This is a genomic window from Microbacterium sp. 01T413_2, assembly GCF_056398985.1.
In genome coordinates, this window is the sequence record NZ_JBFTQL010000002.1 from 134,448 (window position 1) to 159,816 (window position 25,369).

Annotated in this window: 23 protein-coding genes; 16 read left to right on the top strand and 7 right to left on the bottom strand. The window is 69.2% G+C overall.

Going from position 1 to position 25,369, the window contains the following annotated elements; genetic code table 11:
• The first annotated feature begins 107 nt into the window (after positions 1–107).
• Genes AC1DMN_RS01895 through AC1DMN_RS01905 form a run of 3 tightly spaced genes read left to right on the top strand, consistent with a single transcriptional unit; the run spans position 108 to position 3,153 of the window.
• A complete protein-coding gene (locus AC1DMN_RS01895; RefSeq protein ID WP_477229464.1) occupies positions 108–1,262 on the top strand; it encodes a histidinol-phosphate transaminase in 1,155 nt (384 codons plus the stop codon).
• Positions 1,259–2,677, top strand: coding sequence for an amino acid permease (locus tag AC1DMN_RS01900; RefSeq protein ID WP_477229463.1), 1,419 nt, complete (start codon positions 1,259–1,261; stop codon positions 2,675–2,677). The genes AC1DMN_RS01895 and AC1DMN_RS01900 overlap by 4 nt, the downstream gene beginning before the upstream one ends.
• A gap of 2 nt (positions 2,678–2,679) precedes the next feature.
• Positions 2,680–3,153, top strand: coding sequence for an Lrp/AsnC family transcriptional regulator (locus tag AC1DMN_RS01905; protein WP_440734638.1), 474 nt, complete (start codon positions 2,680–2,682; stop codon positions 3,151–3,153).
• Between the two features lie 3 nt (positions 3,154–3,156).
• Here AC1DMN_RS01905 and corA read toward each other — a convergent pair whose 3' ends face one another.
• Both corA and AC1DMN_RS01915 read right to left on the bottom strand, forming a co-directional pair.
• A complete protein-coding gene (gene corA, locus AC1DMN_RS01910) occupies positions 3,157–4,119 on the bottom strand; it encodes a magnesium/cobalt transporter CorA (protein WP_477229462.1) in 963 nt (320 codons plus the stop codon).
• Position 4,120: 1 nt separating this feature from the next.
• The gene (locus AC1DMN_RS01915) at positions 4,121–5,692 is read right to left on the bottom strand and encodes a dolichyl-phosphate-mannose--protein mannosyltransferase (RefSeq protein WP_477229461.1); all 1,572 of its coding nucleotides are present in this window, start codon (positions 5,690–5,692) and stop codon (positions 4,121–4,123) included.
• A 23-nt stretch (positions 5,693–5,715) separates the two neighbouring features.
• On the opposite strand from AC1DMN_RS01915, the gene rsmI reads away from it, so the two are divergent.
• Positions 5,716–6,531: a 16S rRNA (cytidine(1402)-2'-O)-methyltransferase gene (gene rsmI / locus AC1DMN_RS01920; RefSeq protein ID WP_441976315.1), complete on the top strand. Its 816-nt coding sequence runs from the start codon at positions 5,716–5,718 to the stop codon at positions 6,529–6,531.
• A 295-nt stretch (positions 6,532–6,826) separates the two neighbouring features.
• Here rsmI and AC1DMN_RS01925 read toward each other — a convergent pair whose 3' ends face one another.
• Both AC1DMN_RS01925 and AC1DMN_RS01930 read right to left on the bottom strand, forming a co-directional pair.
• Positions 6,827–7,831 (bottom strand): CU044_5270 family protein, encoded by a 1,005-nt coding sequence (locus tag AC1DMN_RS01925; RefSeq protein WP_441976314.1) that lies wholly within the window; start codon positions 7,829–7,831, stop codon positions 6,827–6,829.
• Positions 7,797–8,363, bottom strand: coding sequence for an RNA polymerase sigma factor (locus AC1DMN_RS01930; protein WP_440734633.1), 567 nt, complete (start codon positions 8,361–8,363; stop codon positions 7,797–7,799). Before AC1DMN_RS01930 ends, AC1DMN_RS01925 begins: the two co-directional genes overlap by 35 nt.
• Positions 8,364–8,470: 107 nt before the next feature.
• Between AC1DMN_RS01930 and AC1DMN_RS01935 the strand changes: the two genes are divergently transcribed.
• From AC1DMN_RS01935 to AC1DMN_RS01950, 4 genes are read left to right on the top strand one after another with little or no spacing between them, the layout of a single operon-like run.
• Positions 8,471–9,103 carry a class I SAM-dependent methyltransferase gene (locus AC1DMN_RS01935; RefSeq protein WP_441976313.1) on the top strand — a complete coding sequence of 211 codons (633 nt, stop codon included), beginning with the start codon at positions 8,471–8,473 and terminating at the stop codon, positions 9,101–9,103.
• A 57-nt stretch (positions 9,104–9,160) separates the two neighbouring features.
• Positions 9,161–10,756 carry a methionine--tRNA ligase gene (gene metG, locus AC1DMN_RS01940; protein ID WP_441976312.1) on the top strand — a complete coding sequence of 532 codons (1,596 nt, stop codon included), beginning with the start codon at positions 9,161–9,163 and terminating at the stop codon, positions 10,754–10,756.
• Positions 10,757–10,810: 54 nt separating this feature from the next.
• Positions 10,811–11,131, top strand: a complete 321-nt coding sequence (locus AC1DMN_RS01945; protein ID WP_441976311.1) for a hypothetical protein — start codon at positions 10,811–10,813, stop codon at positions 11,129–11,131.
• A 26-nt stretch (positions 11,132–11,157) separates the two neighbouring features.
• Complete coding sequence (locus AC1DMN_RS01950; RefSeq protein ID WP_477229460.1) at positions 11,158–12,039, top strand: TatD family hydrolase; 882 nt, start codon at positions 11,158–11,160, stop codon at positions 12,037–12,039.
• Here AC1DMN_RS01950 and AC1DMN_RS01955 read toward each other — a convergent pair.
• Positions 12,021–13,301 (bottom strand): MFS transporter, encoded by a 1,281-nt coding sequence (locus tag AC1DMN_RS01955; protein ID WP_477229459.1) that lies wholly within the window; start codon positions 13,299–13,301, stop codon positions 12,021–12,023. The genes AC1DMN_RS01950 and AC1DMN_RS01955 overlap by 19 nt on opposite strands.
• A 36-nt stretch (positions 13,302–13,337) precedes the next feature.
• On the opposite strand from AC1DMN_RS01955, the gene rsmA reads away from it, so the two are divergent.
• Positions 13,338–14,186, top strand: a complete 849-nt coding sequence (gene rsmA, locus AC1DMN_RS01960) for a 16S rRNA (adenine(1518)-N(6)/adenine(1519)-N(6))-dimethyltransferase RsmA (RefSeq protein ID WP_441976308.1) — start codon at positions 13,338–13,340, stop codon at positions 14,184–14,186.
• Positions 14,187–14,319: 133 nt separating this feature from the next.
• Here the strand turns inward: rsmA and AC1DMN_RS01965 are convergent, their stop codons facing one another.
• Positions 14,320–15,003, bottom strand: coding sequence for a DUF998 domain-containing protein (locus AC1DMN_RS01965; RefSeq protein WP_477229458.1), 684 nt, complete (start codon positions 15,001–15,003; stop codon positions 14,320–14,322).
• Positions 15,004–15,226: 223 nt separating this feature from the next.
• Here AC1DMN_RS01965 and mgrA point away from each other — a divergent pair, with 223 nt between their 5' ends.
• The 6 genes from mgrA to AC1DMN_RS01995 all read left to right on the top strand — a co-directional run bounded on the left by mgrA (position 15,227) and on the right by AC1DMN_RS01995 (position 22,578).
• The gene (gene mgrA / locus AC1DMN_RS01970) at positions 15,227–16,294 is read left to right on the top strand and encodes an L-glyceraldehyde 3-phosphate reductase (protein ID WP_477229457.1); all 1,068 of its coding nucleotides are present in this window, start codon (positions 15,227–15,229) and stop codon (positions 16,292–16,294) included.
• A gap of 4 nt (positions 16,295–16,298) precedes the next feature.
• Complete coding sequence (locus tag AC1DMN_RS01975) at positions 16,299–17,285, top strand: 4-(cytidine 5'-diphospho)-2-C-methyl-D-erythritol kinase (RefSeq protein ID WP_477229456.1); 987 nt, start codon at positions 16,299–16,301, stop codon at positions 17,283–17,285.
• A gap of 79 nt (positions 17,286–17,364) precedes the next feature.
• The gene (locus AC1DMN_RS01980; protein WP_477229455.1) at positions 17,365–18,378 is read left to right on the top strand and encodes a LacI family DNA-binding transcriptional regulator; all 1,014 of its coding nucleotides are present in this window, start codon (positions 17,365–17,367) and stop codon (positions 18,376–18,378) included.
• 164 nt (positions 18,379–18,542) lie between these two features.
• Positions 18,543–20,063, top strand: a complete 1,521-nt coding sequence (mmsA, locus tag AC1DMN_RS01985) for a multiple monosaccharide ABC transporter ATP-binding protein (RefSeq protein WP_477229705.1) — start codon at positions 18,543–18,545, stop codon at positions 20,061–20,063.
• A 5-nt stretch (positions 20,064–20,068) separates the two neighbouring features.
• Positions 20,069–21,388 carry a multiple monosaccharide ABC transporter permease gene (mmsB, locus tag AC1DMN_RS01990; protein WP_477229704.1) on the top strand — a complete coding sequence of 440 codons (1,320 nt, stop codon included), beginning with the start codon at positions 20,069–20,071 and terminating at the stop codon, positions 21,386–21,388.
• A gap of 74 nt (positions 21,389–21,462) precedes the next feature.
• Entirely contained in the window at positions 21,463–22,578 is a 1,116-nt protein-coding gene (locus AC1DMN_RS01995) for a substrate-binding domain-containing protein (protein WP_477229454.1), read from the top strand.
• Positions 22,579–22,680: 102 nt separating this feature from the next.
• Here AC1DMN_RS01995 and AC1DMN_RS02000 read toward each other — a convergent pair whose 3' ends face one another.
• Positions 22,681–23,877, bottom strand: coding sequence for a hypothetical protein (locus AC1DMN_RS02000; protein WP_477229453.1), 1,197 nt, complete (start codon positions 23,875–23,877; stop codon positions 22,681–22,683).
• Between the two features lie 158 nt (positions 23,878–24,035).
• Here AC1DMN_RS02000 and eno point away from each other — a divergent pair, with 158 nt between their 5' ends.
• A complete protein-coding gene (gene eno / locus AC1DMN_RS02005; RefSeq protein WP_477383872.1) occupies positions 24,036–25,316 on the top strand; it encodes a phosphopyruvate hydratase in 1,281 nt (426 codons plus the stop codon).
• The last annotated feature ends 53 nt before the right edge of the window (positions 25,317–25,369 follow it).

Below are 25,369 nucleotides of genomic sequence, written 5' to 3' on the forward strand. Positions count from 1 at the left end.
GGCCACGGATACAGTGGCCCGGATCCCCGGCGACGTCGCCGCTGCGGCCCCGCCGCCGACGCGCCTCCCACCGGCCCGAACGAACCGCAGCAAGGACGCCCTCGACGATGACCCTCCCTGTCACCACGCCCCCGGCCACTCCGCCGACCAACGCCCGCTTGGACGCCGTGCCGGCCTACAAGCAGGGACGATCCGCCCCGGACGGCGCCTCGAAGCTGTCCTCGAACGAGTCCCCGCACCCGCCTCTGCCGTCCGTGGTCTCCGCGATCGCCGAACGGCTCGGATCCATCCATCGCTATCCGCAGATGGCGGCGCCTGAGATCATCGGCCGCCTCGCCGAGCGCTACGGCGTCGAGCCGGAACTGGTGACGGTCGGCGCAGGTTCCGTCGAGCTCGCGTCGCAGCTCATCCACGCCACTGCCGGCGAGGGCGACGAGGTCATGTTCGCCTGGCGGTCGTTCGAGGCCTACCCGTCGTTGGTCCGGATCGCAGGGGCGACCCCGGTGATGGTCCCGCTCGACGCGGAGCACCGGCACGACCTCGACGCGATGCTCGCCGCGATCACCGACCGCACGCGCCTGATCTTCGTGTGCAACCCGAACAACCCGACCGGCACCGTCGTCGGGCCCGAGGAGCTCGAGCGCTTCGTGGCCGCAGTACCCCGCGACGTGCTCGTGGTGATCGATGAGGCCTATGTGCACTTCGACGGGTCGCCGTACTTCGCCGAGCACCCGACCGCGACCGATCCGGAGCGCGGCGCCGGCCTCGAGCTGTTCCGCCGCTACCCGCATGTCGCGGTGCTGCACACGTTCTCCAAGGCCTACGGGCTCGCCGGTCTGCGGATCGGCTACGCCATCGCGCCCGCCGGGATCGCGGCCGCCCAGCGCAAGGTCGCTGTGCCGTTCGGCGTGACCGACCTGGCCCAGGCCGCCGCCGTCGCCTCGCTCGACGCGCAGGAGGAACTCGCCGTGCGCATCGCCGAGGTCGCCGAGCAGCGCGACCGCCTGTGCGAGGTGCTCGTCGACGCGGGATGGCCCGCCGTGCCCTCCCACGCCAACTTCGTCTGGGTGCCGGCGGGGGAGCGCGCCGTCGAGCTCGATGAGCTCCTGCACGCGGGCGGCGTCGTCGCCCGCACGTTCCCCGGCGAGGGCGTGCGCGTCTCCGCCGGATCCGCCCTGGACATCGACCGCGTCGCGGCGGCCCTCGCCACCGCGAACCCCGCTCACCCCACCGCTGCCGTTCGCGAGGAGGCGACCGCATGACCATCGAAGAAGTTCCCCTGACCACGACCACCACGAAGGGCCTGCACCCCGGGCTCACCCGTCGGCAGATCTCCATGATGGGGCTTGGCGGCGCGATCGGCGCGGGACTGTTCGTCGGCTCCGGCCAGGCGATCGGCATCGCAGGGCCCGCGGTGATCGTGTCCTATCTCGTGGCCGGCACGATCGTGGTGCTCGTCATGGCGATGCTCGCCGAGATGGTCGCCGCCAACCCGTCCTCGGGCGCATTCAGCTCGTACGCGCAGAAGGCCATGGGCCGCAGCGTCGGCAGCGCCGTGGGCTGGCTGTACTGGATCCAGCTCGTCGTCGTCATCGCCGCCGAGGCCACGGGCGCCGCGGGCATCGTCGCGCATCGCTTCCCCGGCCTTCCGGAGTGGGCGTGGGTGCTGCTGTTCGTGCTCGCGCTCACGATCGTGAACCTGCTCGGCGTGCGCAACTACGGCCGGTTCGAGTTCTGGTTCGCCGCGATCAAGGTCGCCGCCATCATCGCCTTCCTCGTCGTCGGCGTGCTCGCGATCGTCGGCCTGATCCCCGGCGTGCCGGCGACCGGCGTCGGCAATCTCGTCGATCAGGGCGGCTTCGCCCCCACGGGCATCGCCGGCATCGCGGGCGCCCTGCTGATCGTCGTGTTCGCGTTCGGGGGCACCGAGGTCGTCGCGATCGCGGCCGCGGAGTCGGACGACCCCTCGCGCAACATCAGCCGGATCGTGCGCCAGGTGATGGTGCGGATCCTGGTGTTCTACGTCGGATCCATCTTCGTGATCGTCACCGTGCTCCCGTGGAACTCCAAGGAGGTGCTCGCCGGTCCGTTCTCCGCCGTGCTGGACACGCTCAAGATCCCCGGGGTGGGACTCGTGATGGACCTCATCGTCATCGTGGCGCTGCTGTCGGCCATGAACGCGAACATCTACGGCGCCTCGCGCATGGCGTTCTCGCTCGGCGAGCGCGGGCTCGCACCGCTGGCGCTCACCCGCACGAGCACGGCAGGCGTGCCCCGCGTGGCGGTGCTCGCCTCGGTGGCGTTCAGCTTCGTCACGGTGATCCTGAACTGGATCTGGCCCGAACAGGTGCTACCCACGCTGCTGAACGTGGTGGGATCCACCCTGCTGGTGATGTGGACGGCAACGGCGATCACGCAGCTGATCCTGCGCCGCCGGGCCGACGCCGAGGGCACGCCGCTGCCGATGCGGATGTGGGGCTTCCCGTGGCTGTCGGTTCTGACGCTCGTGCTGCTGGGCGCGATCATCCTGCTCACGATGCTCAACGAGGGTGCGCGCACCCAGCTGCTGCTGACCATCGGCCTCACCGTGGTGCTCGTGGTGCTCGCCCGGGCCACCCGGGGCCTGTCCCGCCCCGGCGTCCTCAAGGACGGCGCGGACGACGTGTTCCGGGGCTGACGATGCGCATCGATGCCCTCGACGCGGCCCTGATCCGGCTGCTCACGGACGCGCCGCAGCTGCCCGTGCTGGAATGCGCACGGCGGCTCGGCGTGGCCCGTGGCACCGTCACCAGCCGTCTCGCGCGGTTGCATGAGAACGGCGTCATCGAGGGCATCGTGCCGCGCGTCGATCCGCGCGGCTTCGGATACGCGCTGACCGCGTTCTGCCAGGTGGAGATCGATCAGAAGGTCGGCCACGACGAGGTCGCGGAGGCGCTGGCGTCGGCGATCCCGGAGGTCGTCGACATGTACACGGTCACCGGCGCGAGCGACATGCAGCTGCGCCTCGTCGCGCACAGCGCCGAGCAGCTGCAGGGGGTGCTGGACCGGATCGCCCTGGTGCCCGGCGTCGCCCGCACCGCGAGCTCGATCGCGATGCGCACGCACTTCAGCGGCCGGGTGCTGCCGCTCGTGGAGCACGCCGCCCGAGGCTGAGCCCTACTCGTCGTTCCCGGTCCAGCCCTTGCGGCGGAACCACCACCACATGATCGCGCCCGAGACGACCATGGATCCGATGCCGAGCAGGAAGAACGACCACGGGCCGGACAGCACGTGCGCGATCGACCAGTCGAAGTTCATGCCGAAGAAGCCCGTGAGGAAGCTCAGCGGCAGGAAGATCGACGCGATGATCGCGAGCTGCTTCGACGTCTCGCCCTGGCGGTTCGCGACCGTCGAGAGATACAGGTCGGTGCAGCCCGACACCATCTCGTGGTAGCCGTCGATCTCGTCCGTGATCCGGATGAGGTGGTCGTAGATGTCGCGGAAGTAGTCGTGGCTGTCCGCCTCCAACCCGGCCAGATCCGTGATCACCTCGGCCTGCCGGGCGAACAGGTCGCGCATCGGGACGACGACCCGGCGCAGCTTCAGCAGCAGTCGTTTGAGACCGAAGGTCTGTTGCAGCTCCTTGCGCCCGCCTCCCGCGACGATCGCGTCCTCGAGGGCGTTGATCTCCTCGTCCAGGTCGCTGAGGATCGGGAAGTAGCTGTCCACGATCACGTCGATGATCTTGTAGACGTAGTAGCGCTCGGTCTTCGGCGCCGTGGAGTTCTGCAGCAGCGTGCGCACCTGGCGGAGATCCTGGAAGCGCTCGGAGTGCACCGTGACGATGAACTCGCCGCTGAGGTGGCAGTGCACCTCCTCCAGCGGGTGGTCGTTCTCATCCTCGGGGTGCCGCTCGACGGCGCCCTGCAGCACGAGGAGCGCTCCGTCGCCGTAGACGTCGAGCTTGGGGCGCTGGCCCATCCGCTGGGTGTCCTCGATCGAGAGCGGATGCCAGCCGAGCAGGGTGCCGAGCCGCTGGATCTCGTCCGCGGAGGGGGAGACCAGGTCGAGCCAGAAGAACTCCTCCTGCGCGCGCAGCTGCGCGATCAGTGATTCGTCGATGGTGTCGAGGATGCGCATGTCAGATCCAGGTGATCATCCAGTTATGGGCCTGCCAGAACCACCACGGCACGGGCAGACCGATCCACAGCGGGTAGAAGAACGCGCTCAGCAGCACGATCATCACCACGACGATCGCGACGGTGCGCTGGCCGGACTGCCGGCGGTGCCGCGGAGCGCTCCGGTGCCCGGCGATGTCCCGCAGCGCGAGCACGAGCGCGAGGATCAGGAAGGGCGTCATCACGACCGTGTAGAACTGGAAGATCGTGCGCTCGGGGAATGCCAGCCACGGCAGGTAGGTCGCCGCGAGGCCCACCAGCGGGATCGCGTAGCTCCACGGCATGGGGGAGCGCAGCACCAGTCCGCGCACCAACCGCACCAGCAGGTAGACGGATGCTGCGACGCCGAGGTACCAGATGAGCGGGTTCGGGATCGAGGTGATCGTGCCGATGCAGTGATCCGTGCCGAAGCACGGCGCGTTCTGCCCGCCCACCCAGAACGCGGTGGGGCGGATCAGCAGGGGCCATTGCCATGCCGGGCTCGCATAGGGGTGCGAGGAGGTCAGCCCGACGTGGAACGCCAGGATGTCGGAGTGGTACTTGAACCACGACGTGAGCGCGTTGTCCGTGATGTTCCGGTCGTAACCGCCCTTGGTGAGGAACCAGCCGCTCCAGGAGGCCAGATACACGGCCGCCGCCACCGGCACGAGCAGCACGAAGCTCGCGAGGCCCTGCCGGAGGACGGCATCCGTGGGCCAGAGTGCGACACCCGCGCGGCGGCGGGCGAGTGCATCGGTGACGACGAGGTAGATCCCGGCCGCGGCGAGCACGTACGCGCCGGACCACTTCACCGAGGTCGCGGCCCCCAGGGCCAACCCCGCGGCGATCACCCACGGGCGGCGCCAGAACACGCGGCCCCAGAGCGTCGGGTCATCGCCGCGCTCGTGGGAGGCGCGATCCTCGAGCCGTGGCATCGTCTGGCGCCGGTCGTACACGAGGAACAGGATCCCGAGCACGATGAAGAAGGTGAGGATCCCGTCCAGCAGCCCGATCCGGCTGAGCACGATGCCGAGCCCGTCGACGGCCATGAGCAGGCCCGCCAGGCTCGCGACCGTGACCGAGTGGGTGAGGGCCTTGGTGAGCAGGTAGACGACGAGCACGGTGAGCGTGCCGATGATGGCCGTCGAGATGCGCCAGCCGAAGCTGGATCCGGGGCCGAAGGCCGCGATGCCGAGCGCGATCAGCCACTTGCCGAGGGGCGGGTGCACGACGAAGGAGGCGGATTCCTCGAGCGCGCTCGTATCGCCCTTCACGAACAGGTCGTTCGCCCCGGTGCGCCAGGTTCCCTCGTAGCCCTGCACCCACAGCGACCAGGCGTCCTTGACGTAGTAGGTCTCGTCGAACACGATCGCGTGCGGATGCCCGAGCCCTGCGATGCGCAGCACTGCCGCCAGGAGCGTGACGAGCAGCGGCGCAAGCCAGGACACGAGTCGGAGCCGGACCGGATCGCCGAGCCAGGCATCGCGCAACCGCTCCCAGGCAGTGGGACGGTCGTCGTGCCGGGCGTCGACGCCGGGCAGCAGAGGCGCGGTCACCCGCTCAGCCTATGCTGGGGCGGGTGATCATCCTCGCGGCCACTCCGATCGGAAACCTGGGCGACGCGTCCCGCCGGCTCATCGAGGTGCTGGAGAACGCGACGATCATCGCCGCCGAGGACACCCGCACCACCCAGCGGCTGCTGCAGGGACTCGGCATCGCGAACCGGCCGAGGCTCATCGCGCTGCACGATCACAACGAGAAGGCCAAGGCCGCCGAGCTCGCCGAGGCGGCCGAGACCGAGGATCTCGTGGTGCTCAGCGATGCCGGCATGCCGACGGTGAGCGATCCCGGCTACGGGCTGGTCGCCGCAGCCGCCGAGCGCGGCGTGACGGTGACGGTGATCCCCGGCCCGAGCGCGGTGGTCACGGCCCTCGCCGTGTCGGGCCTTCCCACCGACCGGTTCACGTTCGAGGGTTTCCTGCCGCGCAAGCCGGGGGAGCGCCGCTCGGCGTTGAAAGCGCTCGCCGCCGAACCCCGCACGATGGTGTTCTTCGAGTCGCCGTCGCGGCTAGCCGCGACCCTGGGCGACATGGCCGCGGCGTTCGGCGCTTCCCGGCGCGTGGCGGTGTGCCGCGAACTGACCAAGCTCTACGAGGAAGTGCGCCGCGGCGGCGCCGCCGAGCTCGCCGCATGGGCGGCGGAGGGCGTGAAGGGCGAGATCGTGGTGGTCGTGGAGGGAGCCGCGCCACGAGTGGTCTCGCCGGAGGATGCGCTGGCCCAGGTGCAGGCGCTGGTCGCCTCGGGTGTGCGCCTCAAGGACGCGTGCGCCGAGGTCGCCGCCGCCACGGGCCTCGGCTCGCGGGATCTGTACCAGGCGGCGCTCGCCGCGCGCTGAGGCCGGCGTCGCGTTGGCGCGCGCTGCGACCTGCCGCCGCCGGGACGCGCCGCCTCTGGATCCGCCGTCGCGCTCGCCCGCCGAGAGCACGGCCTGCCGCCGAGAGCACGGCTTGTGGACGCGATGTTCCCGTGCACGCGACAGGATCCGGTGCCTTCGAGAAGCACCGGATCCTGTCGTCGTGTCACCGTCGCGGGAGCGGCGGCGACGGCGGTACGGCGGCGAGTGGCACGGGCACGCTGATCGTCGGAGGCAGCGTCAGGGCGGCGGGGCTGAGTGTCGGGCGCATCGCCGGTCAGCCGTTCTCGTCGCGCGCCGGCGTGGTCGCCGGCGGCACGGTGTCGACCACCGTCGTGGACATCGCGGTCAGGGCGGTCTGCTCCTCGCCGGCCGACACCGTGCCCGCCGGGTAGAAACGTCGTTCGCCGATGACCTGACCCGTGCTCGGGTCGATGATGATCTCCTGGCGCTCGCCCGACCGCTGCGGTTCGTTGCGCCCGATCGCGACGCCGATCTGGCCGTCGAGGTTCGCGACGCCGTCGGTCGACGTGGTGCCGGGGATGAGAGCGAGCGCCTCGAACATGCGGGCCCTGAGCGTGGCCGGCACCGGGTAGTAGCGCAGGATGTCGGTGATCCGGACGAAGTCGTCCTCTTCGCGGCTCGCCGATCCGCCCTGGTACTGCGCATCGAAGTACGCAAGCGTCTCCGCCCCGGATCCGGTCGGGATCGCGCTCAGATCCTGGCGCGCCCAGGGGCCGCCGTAGAACTCACCGCGTGGCGCGTGGATAGTCTCGGTCTTGAAACCGCTGTCGCCGGCCTCCCCGTGCTCCCAGTCCCGGTACAGCGCCCAGTCGGCGCCCGCGTCGGACGGGATGTAGACGTCGATGTTCTGGATGTTCGAGGGCATCCGCGTGGTCGTTCCGTCGCCCCCGCCCTGGTAGCCGGCCCAGTCCGCCCGGATGTGGAACTTCAGGTACTGCCCCGGCCCCGCCGCAGGGTCGCTATATGTGATCGCCTCGGCCGCCGCCTTGCGCAGCACGATCGCGGCGGCGCTCGCCGATTCCGGATGCGGCGGGGCGAGCACGCCGCCCACCACGACCGCCGCGGCGACGGCGGCTGCGGCGGTGAGGCCGACGGCAGCCCAGCGGATCGGGTGCCGACGACGCGGCGCGCGGGACGCCGGCGTCTTCTCGGCGGCGTGGATCGCGGTCTCGAGCTTCAGGTACGCGGGAGCGAGTCGAACCGCGTCGGGCTCGGCGACGTCGTCACGCAGACTGCGGAGCAAGGTCAGGTCGTCCATTTTCACCCTCCTCAGGTGTGGAGCGGAGCAGGCGCCGGGCGCGGTTCAGTCTCGACTTCACCGTGCCGACAGGGATGTGCAGGGCTTCGGCGATCTCGTCGTACGAGAGCTCGGCCCAGGCGAACAGCAGCAGGCAGTCGCGGTCCCCGGCGGAGAGCCGGCGGATCCGCCCGGCGAGACGTCCGACCGCGAGCTGCGCGTCCAGCGCCTCGTCGGGATGGTGTGTCGTCGCCGGCTCAGGCGCGCTGCGCTCCATCGCCTTCAGCACGCGCGCGGTGGCGATGCGGTGGCGGTGGATGAGGTTCGTCGCGATGCCGAACAGCCAGGGTCGGGCATCCTCCCGTGCGGGGTCGAACCGGGCGCGGCGCTGGAACGCGATCAGGAAGGTCTCGCTCGTGACGTCGTCGGCGACGACGTCACCGGCCCGTCGGGCCGCGTAGCGGTGCACCGATCCTGCGTAGCGGTGGAAGATCTCGCCGAAAGCCGACGGATCCGTCACCGATCTCGCGATCACCGTGTTGTCGTTGTTCACATCCTGTATTCCTCGGAGGGGTCGATCGTGTTCACGATTCTTCCGGTTTCGCGCTCGACCGGGTGGCGAACACCGTGAGACGGCACGTGAGAGGCAGGATGCTCGTCGTGGATGACGAGACGGTGGCCGCCGCCTACGACGCACGCGCAGCGGAGTACATCGCGCTGATCGGGAGCATCGACCAGATGGAATGCGCCGACGTCGCGATGATCGGCCGGTGGCGGGATGAGACCGCGGGCGGGTTGCTCGACGCCGGATGCGGACCGGGGCTGTGGACGGCGTTCCTGGCCGAGCCGGGGTCGCGACCGGGATCCGGCCGCGATGTCGTCGGCGTCGACCTGTCAGCGGAGCTCCTCACCGCCGCCCGCGAGCGGCATCCCGGGGTGCGATTCGAGTCGGCGTCGTTCCGTGACCTGCCTTTCCCGGACGGATCCTTCGGCGGAGTGCTCGCCTGGTATTCGCTCATCCATCTGCCGCCGGACGAGCTGCCAGCGGTGCTCGGCGAGCTCGCCCGCGTGCTCGCGGTCGGCGGCCGGATCCTGATCGGCTACTTCGACGGCGAGCCGCGGGAGCGGTTCGCACACGCGGTCGCCCCGGCGTACTACTGGTCCGCGGAAGCCCTGGGCGTCCTTCTCCGGGATGCGGGCTTCGCGGTGACCGACGTCGAGCGCCGCGAACGGGAGCCCGGCACCGCCGGCAGCGTGCGCCCGCACGGCGCGATCATCGCCGAGCGGTGCTGAGGGCCTGCCGTCGTCATCGTCCGAACCGGCCCTCGCATCCCGCCTAGAATCGAACGCATGCCCGCAGGCGAGTCCTTCTACATCACCACGCCGATCTACTACCCGTCGGACGTGCCCCACATCGGGCACGGCTACACCAGCGTCGCCGTGGACACCCTCGCGCGCTGGCACCGCCAGTCGGGTGACGACACCTGGATGCTCACCGGCACCGACGAGCACGGCCAGAAGATGCTGCGCGCGGCAGCGGCGAACGGCGTGACCCCGCAGGAGTGGGTGGACAAGCTCGTCAGCGAGAGCTGGTTCCCGCTGCTGACGACCCTCGACGTCGCGAACGACGACTTTATCCGCACCACCCAGGAGCGGCACGAGACCAACGTGCAGGTCTTCTTCCAGAAGCTCTATGACGCGGGCTACATCTACGCCGGCGAGTACGAGGCGCTGTACTGCGTGGGCTGTGAGGAGTTCAAGCCCGAGTCCGAGATCGTCGACGGCACCGGTCCCTTCGAGGGCCTCAAGGTCTGCGCGATCCATTCCAAGCCGCTCGAGCTGCTGCAGGAGAAGAACTACTTCTTCAAGCTCAGCGAATTCCAGGACCGTCTGCTGGAGCTGTACAAGACCGAGCCCGACTTCGTGCGCCCCGACTCGGCGCGCAACGAGGTCGTCTCGTTCGTCTCGCAGGGGCTGAAGGATCTGTCCATCTCGCGTTCCACGTTCGACTGGGGCATCCCGCTGCCGTGGGACACCTCGCACGTCATCTACGTGTGGGTGGACGCGCTCCTGAATTACGTCACCGCGGTCGGATACGGTGCTTCGACAGGCTCAGCAACCGGGTCGGCGGAATTCGATCGCCGCTGGCCCGCCTACCACGTGGTCGGCAAGGACATCCTGCGCTTCCATGCCGTGATCTGGCCGGCCATGCTCATGGCTGCGGGCCTCGAGGTGCCGAAGGGCGTCTTCGCGCATGGCTGGCTGCTCGTCGGCGGCGAGAAGATGTCGAAGTCGAAGCTCACCGGTATCGCCCCGACCGAGATCACCGACGTGTTCGGATCCGACGCGTACCGGTTCTACTTCCTCTCCGCGATCGCCTTCGGGCAGGACGGATCCTTCTCCTGGGAGGATCTGTCGGCGCGCTACCAGGCCGAGCTGGCGAACGGCTTCGGCAACCTCGCCTCGCGCACGATCGCGATGATCGAGCGCTACTTCGACGGCGTCGTGCCCGCGGCAGGGGAGTACACGGCGCAGGACCTCGCGGTGCAGCAGCTCGTCGCGAAGGCCGCCGCCGATGCGGACGCTGCCGTCGAGCGATTCCGCATCGACGAGGCCATCGCCGACGTGTGGACCATCGTCGACGCGCTCAACGGCTACATCACGGAGAACGAGCCCTGGGCACTGGCGAAGGACGAGGAGCAGCGCGAGCGCCTCGGCACCGTGCTGTACACCTGCGCGGAGGGTCTGCGCGCGCTCGCCGTGCTGCTGTCGCCGGTGATGCCGCAGTCGACCGCGAAGCTCTGGAACGCTCTCGGGGCCGAGAGCGGCCTCGGCGCGCTCACGGCGCAGCCGCTGCGCGAGGCGGGACGCTGGGGCCAGCTGCCGGCGGGCACCACCGTGCAGACGCTCGCGCCGCTGTTCCCGCGCATCGAGGCCACGGCCTGATCCGGAGGACGCAGCGGATGCGCGCCTCGGGCGTGCGTCGGACAGGGGGATGAGATGGGATTCGAAGCGCAGGAGAGCGTTGAGGTGGCCTCGGCCGCGCCCGTCGTCGGCCAGCGGATCGCCGAGGTCCTCGGCGCCGAGAAGGCGACTGTCACCGCGGCCTCGCCGGACGGGCTGACCGTCGACTTCACGACGCGCAAGACGCTGCTGTCGTGGGAGCTCGAGGGCCGGATCGCGGTCACCCCGCTCGCGCAGGGCAGCCACATCGGCCTTGTGCTCAACACGCATCACAACCGTCCGGCGGCGGCGCTGGACGGCGTGAAGAACGCGAAGAGCGCGAAGAAGCTGATCGACAAGATCACCGCCGGGCTCTGACCCGGCGCCGAAGGGCGGAGGCCGCAATGGGCGAACCGGACACCTACGTGCGCGAGCGCGCGACCGAGGGGCGCAAGGACCTGCGCTATCCGGCCGCGCCCGAGCCGCTCGCAATGCCCGTCTACGACAACCACTGCCACCTCGAGATCACCGATGGGGAGTACTCGCTGACGCTCGTCGAGCAGTTGGACCGGGCGCAGGCCGTGGGCGTCGTCGGCGTCGTGCAGGCCTCGGGCGACATCGAGTCGTCGCGCTGGGCCGTGGAGGCCGCGGAGTCGGATCCGCGCGTGCTCGCCGCCGTCGCGATCCACCCCAACGACGCCCCGGCCTATGCCGAGGCCGGACGCCTCGACGAGGCGATCGCCGTGATCGATGAGCTCGCTGCACGCCCGCGCACCCGGGCGATCGGCGAGACCGGGCTCGACTACTTCCGCACCGAGGAGCCGGGGCGCGCCGCCCAGCACGCCTCGTTCGAAGCGCACATCGCGCTCGCGAAGCAGCACGGGATCGCGATGCAGATCCATGACCGCGACGCGCACGACGACGTTCTGGAGACGCTGCGCCGCGTCGGCGCACCGGACCGCACGGTGTTCCACTGCTTCTCGGGCGACGAGGCGATGGCGCGGATCTGCGCCGACGCCGGTTACTACCTGTCGTTCGCGGGCAACGTGACGTTCAAGAACGCGCAGAACCTGCGCGACGCGCTCGCGGTCACGCCACGGGACCGGATCCTGGTCGAGACCGATGCGCCGTTCCTGACGCCGGTGCCGTTGCGAGGGCGCCCGAACGCGCCGTACCTGATCCCGCTCACCCTGCGCTTCATGGCTGCCGAGCTCGGTGCGGACGCCGACGAACTCGGCGCGCAGATCGCCGCGAACACCGTCGAGGTCTACGGCTCGTTCGCCTGAACCTCGTCCAGGACGGGGCGCGCGGAGACGATCTGCGAGATCGGGCGCCAGACGAACAGCAGGGTGAGCGCCGCACCCGCGAAGGCGAACCACCACGGCGCCGTGAGGCCCCAGGTCTGCGCGATCACGCCGCCCAGCGCCTGCCCGATCACCATGCCGCCGAACACGCCCACCGAGTTCACCGAGGACACCCGGCCCTGCAGTTCGTGCGGCACGAGCCGCTGCCGCACAGTCGTCGAGATCGTGCCCCAGACGAACGCGTAGAACCCGAACACGAACATGATCAGCAGCGCGATCCAGCCCTGCGTCGTCAGTGCGAACGTGAGGTGCATCACCACCTCGAGCGACAGGCAGACCCGCATCATCGTGGCGAAGGACACGTGGCGCTCGAGCCAGCCGAAGCTCAGAGTGGCGAGCAGACCGCCGGTGGCGGAGGCCGTGGTCAGCATGCCGTAGCCGACGGCGCCCATGTGCAGGTGCTCGGTCGCGTACAGCACCAGCACTCCCCACGGCGCTGCCCAGGTCACGTTGAACAGCAGGATGATCAGCACGAGCATCCGCACCGGAGGATTGCGCCACAGCCAGCGCAGGCCCTCCGCGATGTCGGTGTGCACTTTCGTGCCGGCGGCGGAGGATCCGGTCGTGCCGGTCGCGTCCCGCGGCGGTATCGGCGTGCGCGCGATGCGGGAGATCAGCACGATCGCCAGGCTCACGCACACCGCCTCGAGAAGGAAGGGCCACGCGTGCCCGGCCGCGAACAGGAACGCGCCGAGCGGGGGGCCGGCGAACTGGTTCGCGACGAGATACCCGGCCTGCAGGCGGGCGTTGCCGAGTCCGAGATCGGCGGGCTTCAAGAGCATCGGCAGCAGCGTGGATCCTGCGGTGTCGACGAACACCTCGGCGGTGCCGTAGAGGAACGCAGAGGCCAGCACGATCCAGATGTTCGCGACGCCGGTGATCAGGAACGCGCACAGCACGAGCAGCATCACGGCACGCGCGGCGTTCGCGACCATGACGAGCCGGCGGCGGTCGAAACGGTCGGCGATCGCCCCGGCGTGCAGCCCGAACACCAGCCAGGGCAGGAACTGCAGGATCGCGCCGGACGCTACCAGGATCGGCGACGAGGTCATCGACGCGATCAGCAGCGGAGCGGCGGCCAGGGCCACGCCGTCGCCGACGTTGCTGGTCCAGCTGGAGGCGAGCAGCCAGCGGAAATCCCTGCCCATGCGCCGAGGTGCGACGAGTTCAGCGATCGAGGGCATCCGAGAAGACTACCGACGGTAGGGGACAATGGTCAGATGACCGTCTCCCTGCTCGGCGCCGCCGACATCCGCCGGCTCGCGGCCGAACTCGATGTGACGCCCACCAAGAAGCTCGGCCAGAACTTCGTCGTCGACGCGAACACGGTGCGCAAGATCGTCCAGGCCGCCGATGTGCAGCCGTCCGAGCGCGTGGTGGAGATCGGGCCCGGCCTCGGATCCCTCACCCTTGCGATCCTCGAGACGGGGGCGACGGTTACGGCCGTCGAGATCGACCACCGTCTCGCCGCGCGCCTGCCGCAGACCGCCCTCGAACGTGGCGTGCCCGAGGGGGCGCTGACCGTGGTCGATGCCGACGCGATGCGCGTGACGGCACTGCCGGGGGAGCCGACGGTGCTCGTCGCGAACCTGCCCTACAACGTGTCGGTGCCCGTACTGCTGCACTTCCTCGAGACGTTCCCGTACCTCCAGCGCGGCGTCGTGATGGTGCAGGCCGAGGTCGCCGAGCGGCTGGCCGCGAAGCCCGGCTCGAAGATCTACGGCACGCCCAGCGTCAAGGCCGCCTGGTACGGTCCGTGGAAGCTCAGCGGCACGGTCTCCCGGCAGGTGTTCTGGCCGGTGCCGAACGTGGACAGCCTGCTCGTCGGGTTCCACCGGGATCCGCAACCGCGCGGATCCGAAGAGGAGCGCCGTCGCACATTCGCGATCGTCGACGCCGCATTCAACCAGCGTCGCAAGATGCTGCGTCAGGCGCTGTCCGGCATCTTCGGCAGCTCGGCCGAGGCATCGGCCGTGCTCGAGGCGGCGGGCGTCGCACCGACCGCGCGTGGCGAAGACCTCACCGTCGACGACTACCACCGCATCGCGCTGGCGGCGCCGGTCGCCTGACCTTGTCGAGGTCGCCCCAGGGCAAAGTTGTGCCCTCCCGGGATCGGGTTCCCGAGAGGGCACATTCACTTCGACTGGAGGTACCTTCATGTCGGCCGAGTCCCCAGTCCCGGTCGACATCCTCAGCTGAGGACTAGACAGTAACACCGGATGGCCTTGTCCCCCAAATGGGGGACAAGAACAAATGCTGAGAATTTGCCGTGAATGGCGCGGCGGGCACGCTCGGGAATCGCTTCGCGCGTGTCTCGAGGGCATGCAGCCAGGTGATGACCGAGCCGAAGGCGAGCGCTTCGAACACCGTCAGAGTGAGCAGGCCCGCGACCAGACCGGCCATGCCGAGGGACAGCACGACGACCGCTCCGGTGGCGATGCGGTCCAGACTCCGCGACAGACCCCGCAGGTAGCGGCGATGCAGGAGCAGCAGGCCCGCGGAGGAGGCGAGTGCTCCGTTCGCCGCGCGCTCGTGCGCGAAGATGTTGAACGAGAGCGGCAGCACCCCGATCAGGATGAGGCTGAGACCGAGGGTCGCGATGAGCAGCGGCACGAGGGTGGGAGCAGCACTGTGCGCCCGGAATCCCGCGGCGGAAGCGGCACGGAGGCCGCGCATCACGGGCAGCGCGGAGAGCGCGATCACGATGCCGGTCAGCACCATGCCGCCGTTGAAGAGCAGGCTGGAGGCGTCGTCCATCGCGCCGAGTCGGCTGAAGCAGGACAGCCACCAGCGCGGGTCGGACGTCGTCAATGCGGCCGCGGGGATGCTCGCGCAGAGCACGCCTGCCGCGATGAGGACGAGCGGTAAACGCCGGTGCCGGTGCATGACGATCCTGTCGCCGCACGCTCGGGCGAATGCACTGGCCGGGTTTGGATCCGCACTCGGGCGAGCGTGATCGGACGCGGATCGGGCTCGGTCCGCGGTTGGCGGATTATCATAGCGATCCTGGGATGCCACGGCGAGCGGTGCGGCCGCGGGGAGGCGTCGTCTCCTGCGCCCCTCGCGTCGGACCAGCGCCGAGAAGGACCGGCGACGCTAACCTGGGACGGTGACCGAGCCGCGCTTCCGCCCAGACGTCCTCGACATCCACCGCCCTTACACGGCCGCGGCGGACCGCTATGAGGGAGCCCATTTCCGGCAGGTCGGAACCTCGGGTCTCTACTTGCCGGCGATCTCGCTCGGGCTGTGGTGGAACTTCGGCGACAACATCCCGCTGGACGACCAGCGCGCCCTGTTGCGGCACGCCTTTGATCGGGGCATCACGCACTTCGACCTGGCGAACAACTACGGTCCGCCCTACGGATCCGCGGAGAAGAACTTCGGCCGCATCTTCGCGGAGGACTTCCGGCCCTATCGCGACGAACTGATCATCTCGTCGAAGGCCGGCTGGGACATGTGGCCGGGACCCTACGGCGACCTCGGCAGTCGCAAGTACATCCTGGCGAGCGCCGAGCAGTCGTTGACGCGGATGGGACTGGACTACGTCGACATCTTCTACTCCCACCGCGTGGATCCGGTCACCCCGGTCGAGGAGACCATCGGCGCCCTGGACACCCTGGTCCGCCAGGGCAAGGCCCTCTACGTCGGGATCTCCTCGTACAGCGCGGAGCGCACCGAGGCCGCGATGGACATCGCCCGGGAGCTCGGCACGCCGCTCGTGATCCACCAGCCCTCGTACTCCATCCTGAACCGCTGGATCGAGGACGGCCTCACCGAGACGCTCCGCGAGGAAGGGATGGGTGCGATCGCGTTCACGCCGCTCGCACAGGGGCTGCTCACCGACAAGTACCTGGGCGACGGCACCGCCGCACGCGCCCAGAAGCGCGGCTCGCTGCCGGACAAGCCCCTCAGCGATGAGGGGCTCGCCGTCCTGCGCGCCCTGAACGACCTCGCGAGAGAACGCGGGCAGAGCCTCGCCCAGCTCGCGCTGCAGTGGGTGCTCCGCGACGGCGTCGTGGCCTCGGCGCTCATCGGCGCCTCGCGTCCGGCGCAGCTCGACGAGAACCTCGCCGCCCTGGACGCGCCCGAGCTGACCGCGGCGGAGATCGCCCGCATCGACAACATCGCCGGCGCGGGCCTCGACGTGAACCTGTGGTCGGTCTCATCGGAACTGTGAGCCGATGAGCATCGCAGAGGAGCAGTCGGACGAGCAGCCGCTGCAGCGCGTGCACGTGCGCGCACCGGGGAAGGTCAACCTCTTCCTCGGAGTCGGAGATCTCGACGAGGACGGCTACCACGAGCTCTCCACGGTGTTCCAGGCGGTGTCGCTCTACGAGGATGTGATCGCGACGCACGCCGACGACTTCACGATCAGCGTGTCGGGCGTCGCGGATCCGTCCACGGTCCCGCTCGACGACCGCAACCTCGCCATGCGCGCGGCCAAGGTGCTCGCCGCGGCCACCGGCTACGACGGCGGTGTGCATCTGGACGTGCACAAGACCGTGCCCGTCGCGGGCGGCATGGGGGGAGGGTCCGCCGACGCCGCCGGCGCTCTCGTGGCCTGCAACGAACTGTGGCGCACGGGGCTCGACCACGGTCGCCTGCACGAGCTGGCGGCCCGCGTGGGCGCTGACGTGCCCTTCTCGCTCATGGGCGGCACCGCCGTCGGCTCGGGGCGCGGCGACGTGCTGACGCCGGCGCTGTCGCGGGGCCGGTACGAGTGGGTGCTGCTCCTCGACGACGAGGGGCTGTCCACGCCGGCGGTGTACCGCGCCTTCGACATGGTCATGGCCGAAGACCTGCAGAGCGACCCGGAGGGCCACGCTCAGCGGCGCCGGCTGGACCCCGTGCAGGTGCCGCCGTCATTCTTCGAGTCCCTGCTGTCCGGCGAGGCGCTCGAGCTCGGGCAGAGTCTGCGCAATCAGCTGGAGGCCGGATCCTTCCGGCTGCGGCCGTCGCTGGAGGAGCTCATCGACGAGGTGGTCGGCGGGGGCGGCGCGCCGGTCGTCGGAGGGATCGTGTCGGGTTCCGGCCCCACCATCGCCTTCCTCTGCGAGACCGCCGAGGGCGCGGACGCCACGGCCGAGCGACTGCGCGGATCGGGGCGCACGGCCCTGCGCGCGCACGGGCCGGTGCGCGGGGCGCACGTGGTCTCCGCTGACGACTGAGCCGGGCAGCGTGCGCGCCGAGGGCTGCGACCCCATAATGGACTCATCCATGTGACCGTGCACATCGAGGAGGCTATGCATGTCGACCTCCTCCGAGCGTGCCCGGATGCCCAGCATCCGCGACGTCGCGCGGCTGGCCGGCGTCTCGCATCAGACCGTCTCCCGCGTGCTGAACGATCACCCCAGCATCCGGCCGGAGACCAAGGACCGGGTTCTCGACGCGATCCGCGTGCTGGATTACCGGCCGAACATCGCGGCGCGAGCGCTCGCCACGAGCCGGTCGAACCTGCTGGGCATCCTGTCCGCGACGACGGGGGAGTTCGGCCCGACGTCCTCCATCGCGGCGATCGAGGATGCCGCGCGGGCCGAGGGCTATTCGGTGAGCACGCTCAATCTGCCCGACACGACGCCCGAGGTCATCGGCGCGGCGGTGCGCCAGCTGGTGCGGGAGTCCGTCGACGGGATCGTCGTGCTCGCGCCGCAGGTGCGCGTGTTCAACGTGCTGCGGGGGATGGCGGTGTCGGTGCCGTTCGTCAGCCTGCAGACCGCGTCCGGCTCCGACGGGTTCAGCCACTCCGCGGATCAGCTCGCCGGAGCCCGGATGATCACGGAGTACCTGATCCGGCTCGGGCACAGCGACATCCTGCATCTGGCGGGGCCTCAGGACTGGATCGAGGCGGAGTCGCGCATGCGCGGCTACCTCGACGCGATGCGCGATGCCGACCTGCCGACGATCCCGCCCATCCGCGGCGACTGGACGGCCGACTTCGGATACTTCGCGGGCCAGGAGCTCGCCCGGCGACGCGACTTCTCGGCGGTGTTCGCCGCGAACGACCTCATGGCGATCGGGCTCATGCACGGCTTCCGAGACGCGGGGCTGCGGGTGCCGATCGATGTGAGCGTCGTCGGTTTCGACGACATTCCGGTGGCCGCACATGTCGCGCCGCCGCTGACCACGGTGCATCAGGACTTCGCCGAGCTCGGCCGACGCGGGGTGCAGATCCTGCTGGCGCAGTTGCGCGGGGAGACGGTGCCGACGTTCGGACCGGTCGTCCCGGTGCTGTGCGGACGCGAATCCGCCGCGTCACGGTAGGGACACGAAATGGGCGGTGTGACTTGACACTGTCCGCCCGGGCGGTGCACGATGTATCCCGATGTGAACGGTAACATTGACCGTAACATCACCGGACCTGGTATCGAAGGAGATCCGTGAGCGAGACGACGACGCTGCCCACTGTGGCCGGACCGATCCTCGAGATGCGCAGCATCACGAAGGAGTTCCCGGGTGTGAAGGCCCTCTCCGATGTGTCGATCACTGTTCGCACCGGCGAGGTGCACGCCATCTGCGGTGAGAACGGCGCGGGGAAGTCGACCCTGATGAAGGTGCTGTCGGGCGTGTACCCGTACGGCAGCTACGACGGCGAGATCCTGCTCTACGGACAGGAGCAGCGCTTCAAGGACATCGCAGCCAGCGAACATGCCGGAATCGTGATCATCCACCAGGAGCTCGCGCTCATCCCCGAGCTGTCCATCACCGAGAACATCTTCCTCGGCAACGAGATCCGCCGCGGCGCCCGCATCGACTGGACGGCGCAGAAGCAGCGCACGGTCGAGCTGCTGGCCCGCGTCGGCCTCCGGGAGGACCCCGACGTCGCGATCAAGCACCTCGGCGTCGGCAAGCAGCAGCTCATCGAGATCGCCAAGGCGCTGAACAAGGACGTCAAGCTGCTCATCCTCGACGAGCCCACCGCGGCGCTCAACGAGAACGACTCGCAGCACCTGCTCGACCTGATCCTCGGCCTGAAGGCGAAGGGGATCACGTCGATCATCATCAGCCACAAGCTCAACGAGATCGAGCAGATCGCCGATGAGATCACGATCATCCGCGACGGACGCACGGTCGAGACGCTCGACGTCGGCCGCGGGGAGATCAACGAGGACCGCATCATCCGCGGCATGGTCGGCCGTTCACTCGAGAGCCGCTATCCGGATCGGACCCCGGAGATCGGCGACGTCTTCTTCGAGGTCAAGGACTGGTGGGTGCGCCACCCCAGCGTGTCCGAGCGCATGGTCGTGAAGGGCTCCAGCATCGAGGTGCGCCGCGGCGAGGTCGTCGGCATCGCGGGCCTCATGGGCGCAGGCCGCACCGAGTTCGCGATGAGCATCTTCGGGCGCTCGTACGGCCAGTTCCTCTCCGGCACGATCATCAAGGACGGCCAGGAGATCACGTTGCCGGACGTGCGAAGCGCGATCCGGCACGGCCTCGCCTACGTCAGTGAGGACCGCAAGGTCCTGGGCCTCAACCTGCTGGACACCATCAAGCGCTCGATCGTATCGGCCAAGCTCTCCAAGATCTCCCGCAACGGCGTCGTGAACGACGTCGAGGAGGCGCAGATCGCGGAGCGCTACCGCAAGTCGCTTCGCATCAAGACGCCGACCGTCGACCAGGGGGTCGGGACGCTCTCCGGCGGCAACCAGCAGAAGGTCGTGCTGGCGAAGTGGATGTTCACGGATCCGGATCTGCTGATCCTGGACGAGCCCACCCGAGGTATCGACGTCGGCGCGAAGTACGAGATCTACGGCATCATCAACGAGCTCGCCGCACAGGGCAAGGGCGTCATCGTGATCTCCAGCGAGCTGCCCGAGCTGCTCGGCATGTCCGACCGCATCTACACCGTGTTCGAGGGACGCGTCACCGACTGCCTCCCCGCATCCGAAGCCACCCCGGAGGCGCTCATGCGCAGCATGACCTCCCTGACGCAGAAAGCATCCGCATGAGCACCATGACCACTCAGACCCCGCCGACGACGACGCCGGCGCCCGAGGAGGGCTTCCGCTTCCGCGACCTCGGCAAGATGATGGGCGGCGGTCAGTCCACCAGCCGTCAGTTCGGGATCCTCGGATCCCTGGTCGTGATCATCATCATCTTCCAGATCTGGACCGGCGGGCTGACGCTCTCGCCCGGCAACCTGATCAACGTCGTCAGCCAGTACTCCTACATCCTGATCCTCGCGATCGGCATGGTGATGGTCATCATCATGGGCCACATCGACCTGTCGGTCGGCTCGGTCGCCGCGTTCGTCGGCATCATCGTGGCGCAGTCGATGGCGAACTGGCACTTCCCGTGGTGGGCGGCGATCCTCCTCGGCCTGGCGCTCGGCGCCCTGGTCGGCGCCTGGCAGGGTTTCTGGGTCGCTTTCGTGCGCGTGCCCGCGTTCATCGTGACCCTGGCGGGCATGCTGTTCTTCCGCGGTGCCAACCAGTGGTTCGGCCAGTCGACCTCGGTCGCCGTGCCCGCGGACTTCCAGTGGATCGGCGCCGGCTATCTGCCCGAGCTCGCCGTGCCCCTCGCCTTCAACGTGCTCACGATGGTGCTCGCAGTGCTCGCGGTGGTCTGGGTCGTCGTCTTCGAGGTCTTCCTGCGCCGCTCGCAGCGCAAGGCCGGCACCGAGGTCGCACCGGTCTGGGTGAGCGTCGTCAAGGTCGTCATCCTGTCCGCGCTGATCCTCGTCGCTGGCTGGCTGTTCGCCACCGGCCGTCCTGGCACGAGCTTCCCGATCTCCGGCGTGATCCTGCTGCTGCTGGTCATCGTCTACACGTTCGTCACCCGCAACACCGTGTTCGGCCGCCACCTCTACGCGGTCGGCGGCAACCGTCAGGCCGCGCGCCTGAGCGGTGTGAAGGACCGCTGGACCGACTTCTTCGTGATGATGAACATGTCCGTGCTCGCCTCCGTCGCCGCCATGATCTACGTGGCCCGTGCGACGGCCTCCGGCCCGCAGGACGGCAACGGCTGGGAGCTCGACGCGATCGCCGCGGTGTTCATCGGCGGCGCGGCCGTCTCCGGCGGCATCGGCACCGTGATCGGATCCATCATCGGTGGTCTGGTCATGGCGTTCCTCAACAACGGCATGGCGCTGCTGGGCTTCGGCGCGGACGTCGTCTCGATGGTGAAGGGCCTCGTGCTGCTGCTCGCGGTCGCCGTCGACGTCTGGAACAAGCAGCAGGGCCGCCCGTCCCTGACCGGTTTCATCACCCGACGGTTCTCCCGCGCGGAGGAACCGTTCAGCACCACCGCTCCCGGCAGCGCGAGCGGCAAGTAAAAGAGGTCCGGGCCGTTCGCGGCACGATCCTGCATTCACCTGAGATGCACACACCAAGAGAGAAAGAGATCCCAATGAAGAAGATCCTCCTTTCGGCGACAGCGGTCGTCGTCGCGGGTGCCTTCGCCCTCACCGGCTGCTCGTCCGAGCGCGGCGGAACCCCCGCTTCGAGCGGTGCGGCAGCGAAGGGCTTCGCCGCCGACGCCAAGATCGGTGTCGCCCTGCCGGACAAGACCAGTGAGAACTGGGTGCTCGCGGGCAAGCTGTTCACCGACGGTCTGACCAAGGCGGGCTTCAAGCCCGACGTGCAGTACGCGCCGGCCAGCAACACGGTCGCCGAGCAGCAGAACCAGATCCAGGCCATGGTCACCGGCGGTGCGAAGGTCATCATCATCGGGGCGAAGGACGGCAAGCAGTTGTCCACCCAGGTCAAGGCGGCGCACGATGCCGGCGCGACCGTGATCGCCTACGACCGCCTGATCGAGAACACCGACGCGGTGGACTACTACGTCGCGTTCGACAACTTCAAGGTCGGCCAGCTGCAGGGTCAGGCCCTGCTCGACGGTCTCGCCAAGCGCGCGGGTCACCCGGCGCCGTACAACATCGAGCTGTTCTCCGGATCCGCCGACGACGCGAACTCGGCGGTCTTCTTCAAGGGCGCGATGGATGTGCTCGAGCCGAAGATCAAGGACGGCACGCTCAAGGTCGTCTCGGGTCAGACCGAGATCACCCAGACCGCGACCGACGGCTGGAAGGCGGAGAACGCGCAGCGCCGCATGGACGCGCTGCTCACCGCCAACTACAGCTCCGCCACGATCGACGGCGTGCTGAGCCCGAACGACACCCTCGCCCGCGCCATCATCACCTCGGTGCAGCAGGCCGGCAAGCCCGTCCCGGTGGTCACCGGTCAGGACTCCGAGGTCGAGTCCGTGAAGTCGATCATGGAGGGCTTGCAGTACTCCACGATCAACAAGGACACGTCGCTGCTCGTCGCCCAGGCGATCAAGATGTCGCAGGAGCTGCAGAAGGGCGAGAAGGTCGACGTCAACGACACGAAGTCGTACAACAACGGCGTCAAGGTCGTCCCGTCGTTCCTGCTCGCGCCGGTCATCGTGACCAAGGACAACGCCGCCGAGGCGTACGCCAACGTCCCGAACCTGCTCGACGTCGTGAAGTCGTACAACAAGTAAGTTCCTGCACCAGGCAGGGAGCTGAGGAGGGCCGCGCGGTTGCACCGCGCGGCCCTTCCTCGTTCCGGGGACGGGGCCCGAGACGGCGGCGATCGGATGCGCCTAGGCCACGTCGGGTCGGACTCGTCGTCGCAGCGAGCTCGCCGCCGTCCGTGTCGCGCGTGCGGCGCGGCGCAATGCCGCGCGCGGTCGCGTCGCCGATCCCCATCGCCAGCCCTTCGCATCGGCGAACTCGACCAGCTCGACGTCGTTCGGCTCCTCCGATGCCAGCAGCTCGACGTAGTAGCGCGCCCGCTGCGCCAGATACGGTTCGCGTCGGAACACGTGCGGCACGAACTCCTCGAGACGGCCCGCCACCTCGAGGGTCAGCATGGTGCGCATGCATTTCCAGCAGCGTGAGCAGTTCGTCGTCCGCGCCGGGTCGGGATCGATGCACACGTCGAGGTATCGCGCGTGGGGCGTTCCCGCGAGGGCGAGCGTCCTCTCGATGCGGGACAGGCCGGAACCGGTCGATTCGAGCGTCAGTGCGGGGGTCGACAGCAGCGGGAACGTCATGGCGCCCGCCAGGCCGATGTCGCCGTGCAGCGGCGGCATCCGCACGTTCCGGTAGGCGCCTTCGGATGCGTGGTACGAGCGTCCGACGCCCCCGTTCAGCAGATGCACCGCGGCCGCATTCCGGAACGTGGCCGTCTCCATGAACCCCATGTGCGGGTAGTGCACCGCGATGTTGCTGTCGACGCGGAGGAACGGAAGACCGAGATCGGCGGCGAGGGGCGCCAGCGCCCGGTAGCGCGTCTCCCACAGTGCGCCGCCGCCGTCGCCGTGGGCCCCCACGTTGTTGTTCAGAAGGTGAGTGATCCGCATGCCGGACGGCACGCCGGGGCGGAGGGCGTACTCCATGAGCGTCGCGAAGCTGTCCACGCCCCCGGAGAAGCCGGTCACGACTCCGGCCGGGGCGGATCCGGCGGGGAGGACATCATCCGCCGTCACGGCGACTCTGCGGTAGCCGGGATGCACCGATCGGACGAGCGGCTGCAGGTCGTGGTTCAGCCGGTGCAGCAGGCTGTCGGTGACCGTCCCGCCCACGTGGAGGTCGCGCCCGTACCGCATCGCCGGAAGCAGAAGGGCGACGGCGACGTGGTCGGCTCGATCTCCGAGGATCGCCTCGTGCTCCCCGGCGACCGAGAACCACAGCGGATCCGCTCCCTCGATGTCCGCGGACACGCGCACCTCTCCGCTCCCGTCGCGGATCCGGCGGGGCGCCGCGGTGAGCAGGGGAGGCAGGGGATTGAGCGCCACACCGGAACAATACCGATCCCGCACCGCAGCGTGATAGGAGTGAGGGGACTCCGCGCGAGTGCATCATCATCCGTGGTCCGCGCGCGGCTCCGACTAGACTGGGCGGCGGATCGACGTCGCTCCACCACCCCACTTCCCTCTTGAACAAGGAGCACCCTGTGGCACTGATCGAGGCTGTAGGCGCACGCGAGATTCTCGACTCCCGTGGCAACCCGACCGTCGAGGTGGAGGTGCTCCTCGACGACGGCATCGTGCAGCGCGCCGCCGTGCCGTCCGGTGCGTCCACCGGTGCCTTCGAGGCGTACGAGCTGCGCGACGGCGACAAGAGCCGCTACGGCGGCAAGGGCGTGCTGAAGGCCGTCGAGGCGGTCATCGACGAGCTCGGGCCCGCGATCGAGGGCGTCGAGGCCAGCGAGCAGCGCATCATCGACGAGATCCTCATCGAGGTCGACGGCACCGACAACAAGAGCCGTGTGGGTGCGAACGCGATCCTCGGCGTGAGCCTCGCGGTCGCCAAGGCCGCGGCCGACTCGGCAGATCTGCCGCTGTTCCGCTACCTGGGCGGCCCGAACGCGCACCTGCTGCCCGTTCCCCTCTTCAACGTCATCAACGGCGGCTCGCACGCCGACAACGGCATCGACATGCAGGAGTTCTTCCTCGCCCCGATCGGCGCCGACAGCTTCTCCGAGGCGCTGCGCTGGGGCACTGAGGTCTACCACGTGCTCAAGGGCGAGCTGAAGGCCGCGGGCTTCGCCACCGGCCTCGGCGACGAGGGCGGCTTCGCCCCCGACCTGCCCAGCAACCGCGAGGGCCTGGAGTTCCTGGTCAAGGCGATCGAGAAGGCCGGCTTCACGCCGGGCGCCGACATCGCGCTGGGGCTCGACGCCGCCGCCACCGAGTTCTACAACGACGGCGTGTACCGCCTCGACGACAAGGACTGGGACGCCTCCGCGCTCACCGACTACTACGTGGGCCTGGTCAAGGACTTCCCGATCGTCACGATCGAGGACGCGTTGGCCGAGGACGACTGGGACGGCTGGAAGGGCCTCACCGAGAAGCTCGGCTCGGCGATCCAGCTCGTCGGCGACGACCTGTTCGTCACCAACCCGGAGCGCCTGCAGAAGGGCATCGACCTGGGTGTCGCCAACTCCCTGCTGGTCAAGGTGAACCAGATCGGCACGCTGTCCGAGACGCTCGACGCGATCAGCCTGGCGCACCGCTCCGGCTACACCACGATGCTCTCGCACCGTTCGGGAGAGACCGAGGACACCACGATCGCCGACCTCGTCGTCGCCGTGAACTCGGGCCAGATCAAGAGCGGCGCGCCCGCTCGGTCGGAGCGCGTCGCCAAGTACAATCAGCTTCTGCGCATCGAGGAGGAGCTGGGCGATGCGGCGGTCTTCGCCGGGCGTTCCGCCTTCCCGCGCTTCAAGGGCTGAGCGGCACATCCGCACATTGCTGGTCTTGTCACCGGCCAGGGGCCGCTGACGGC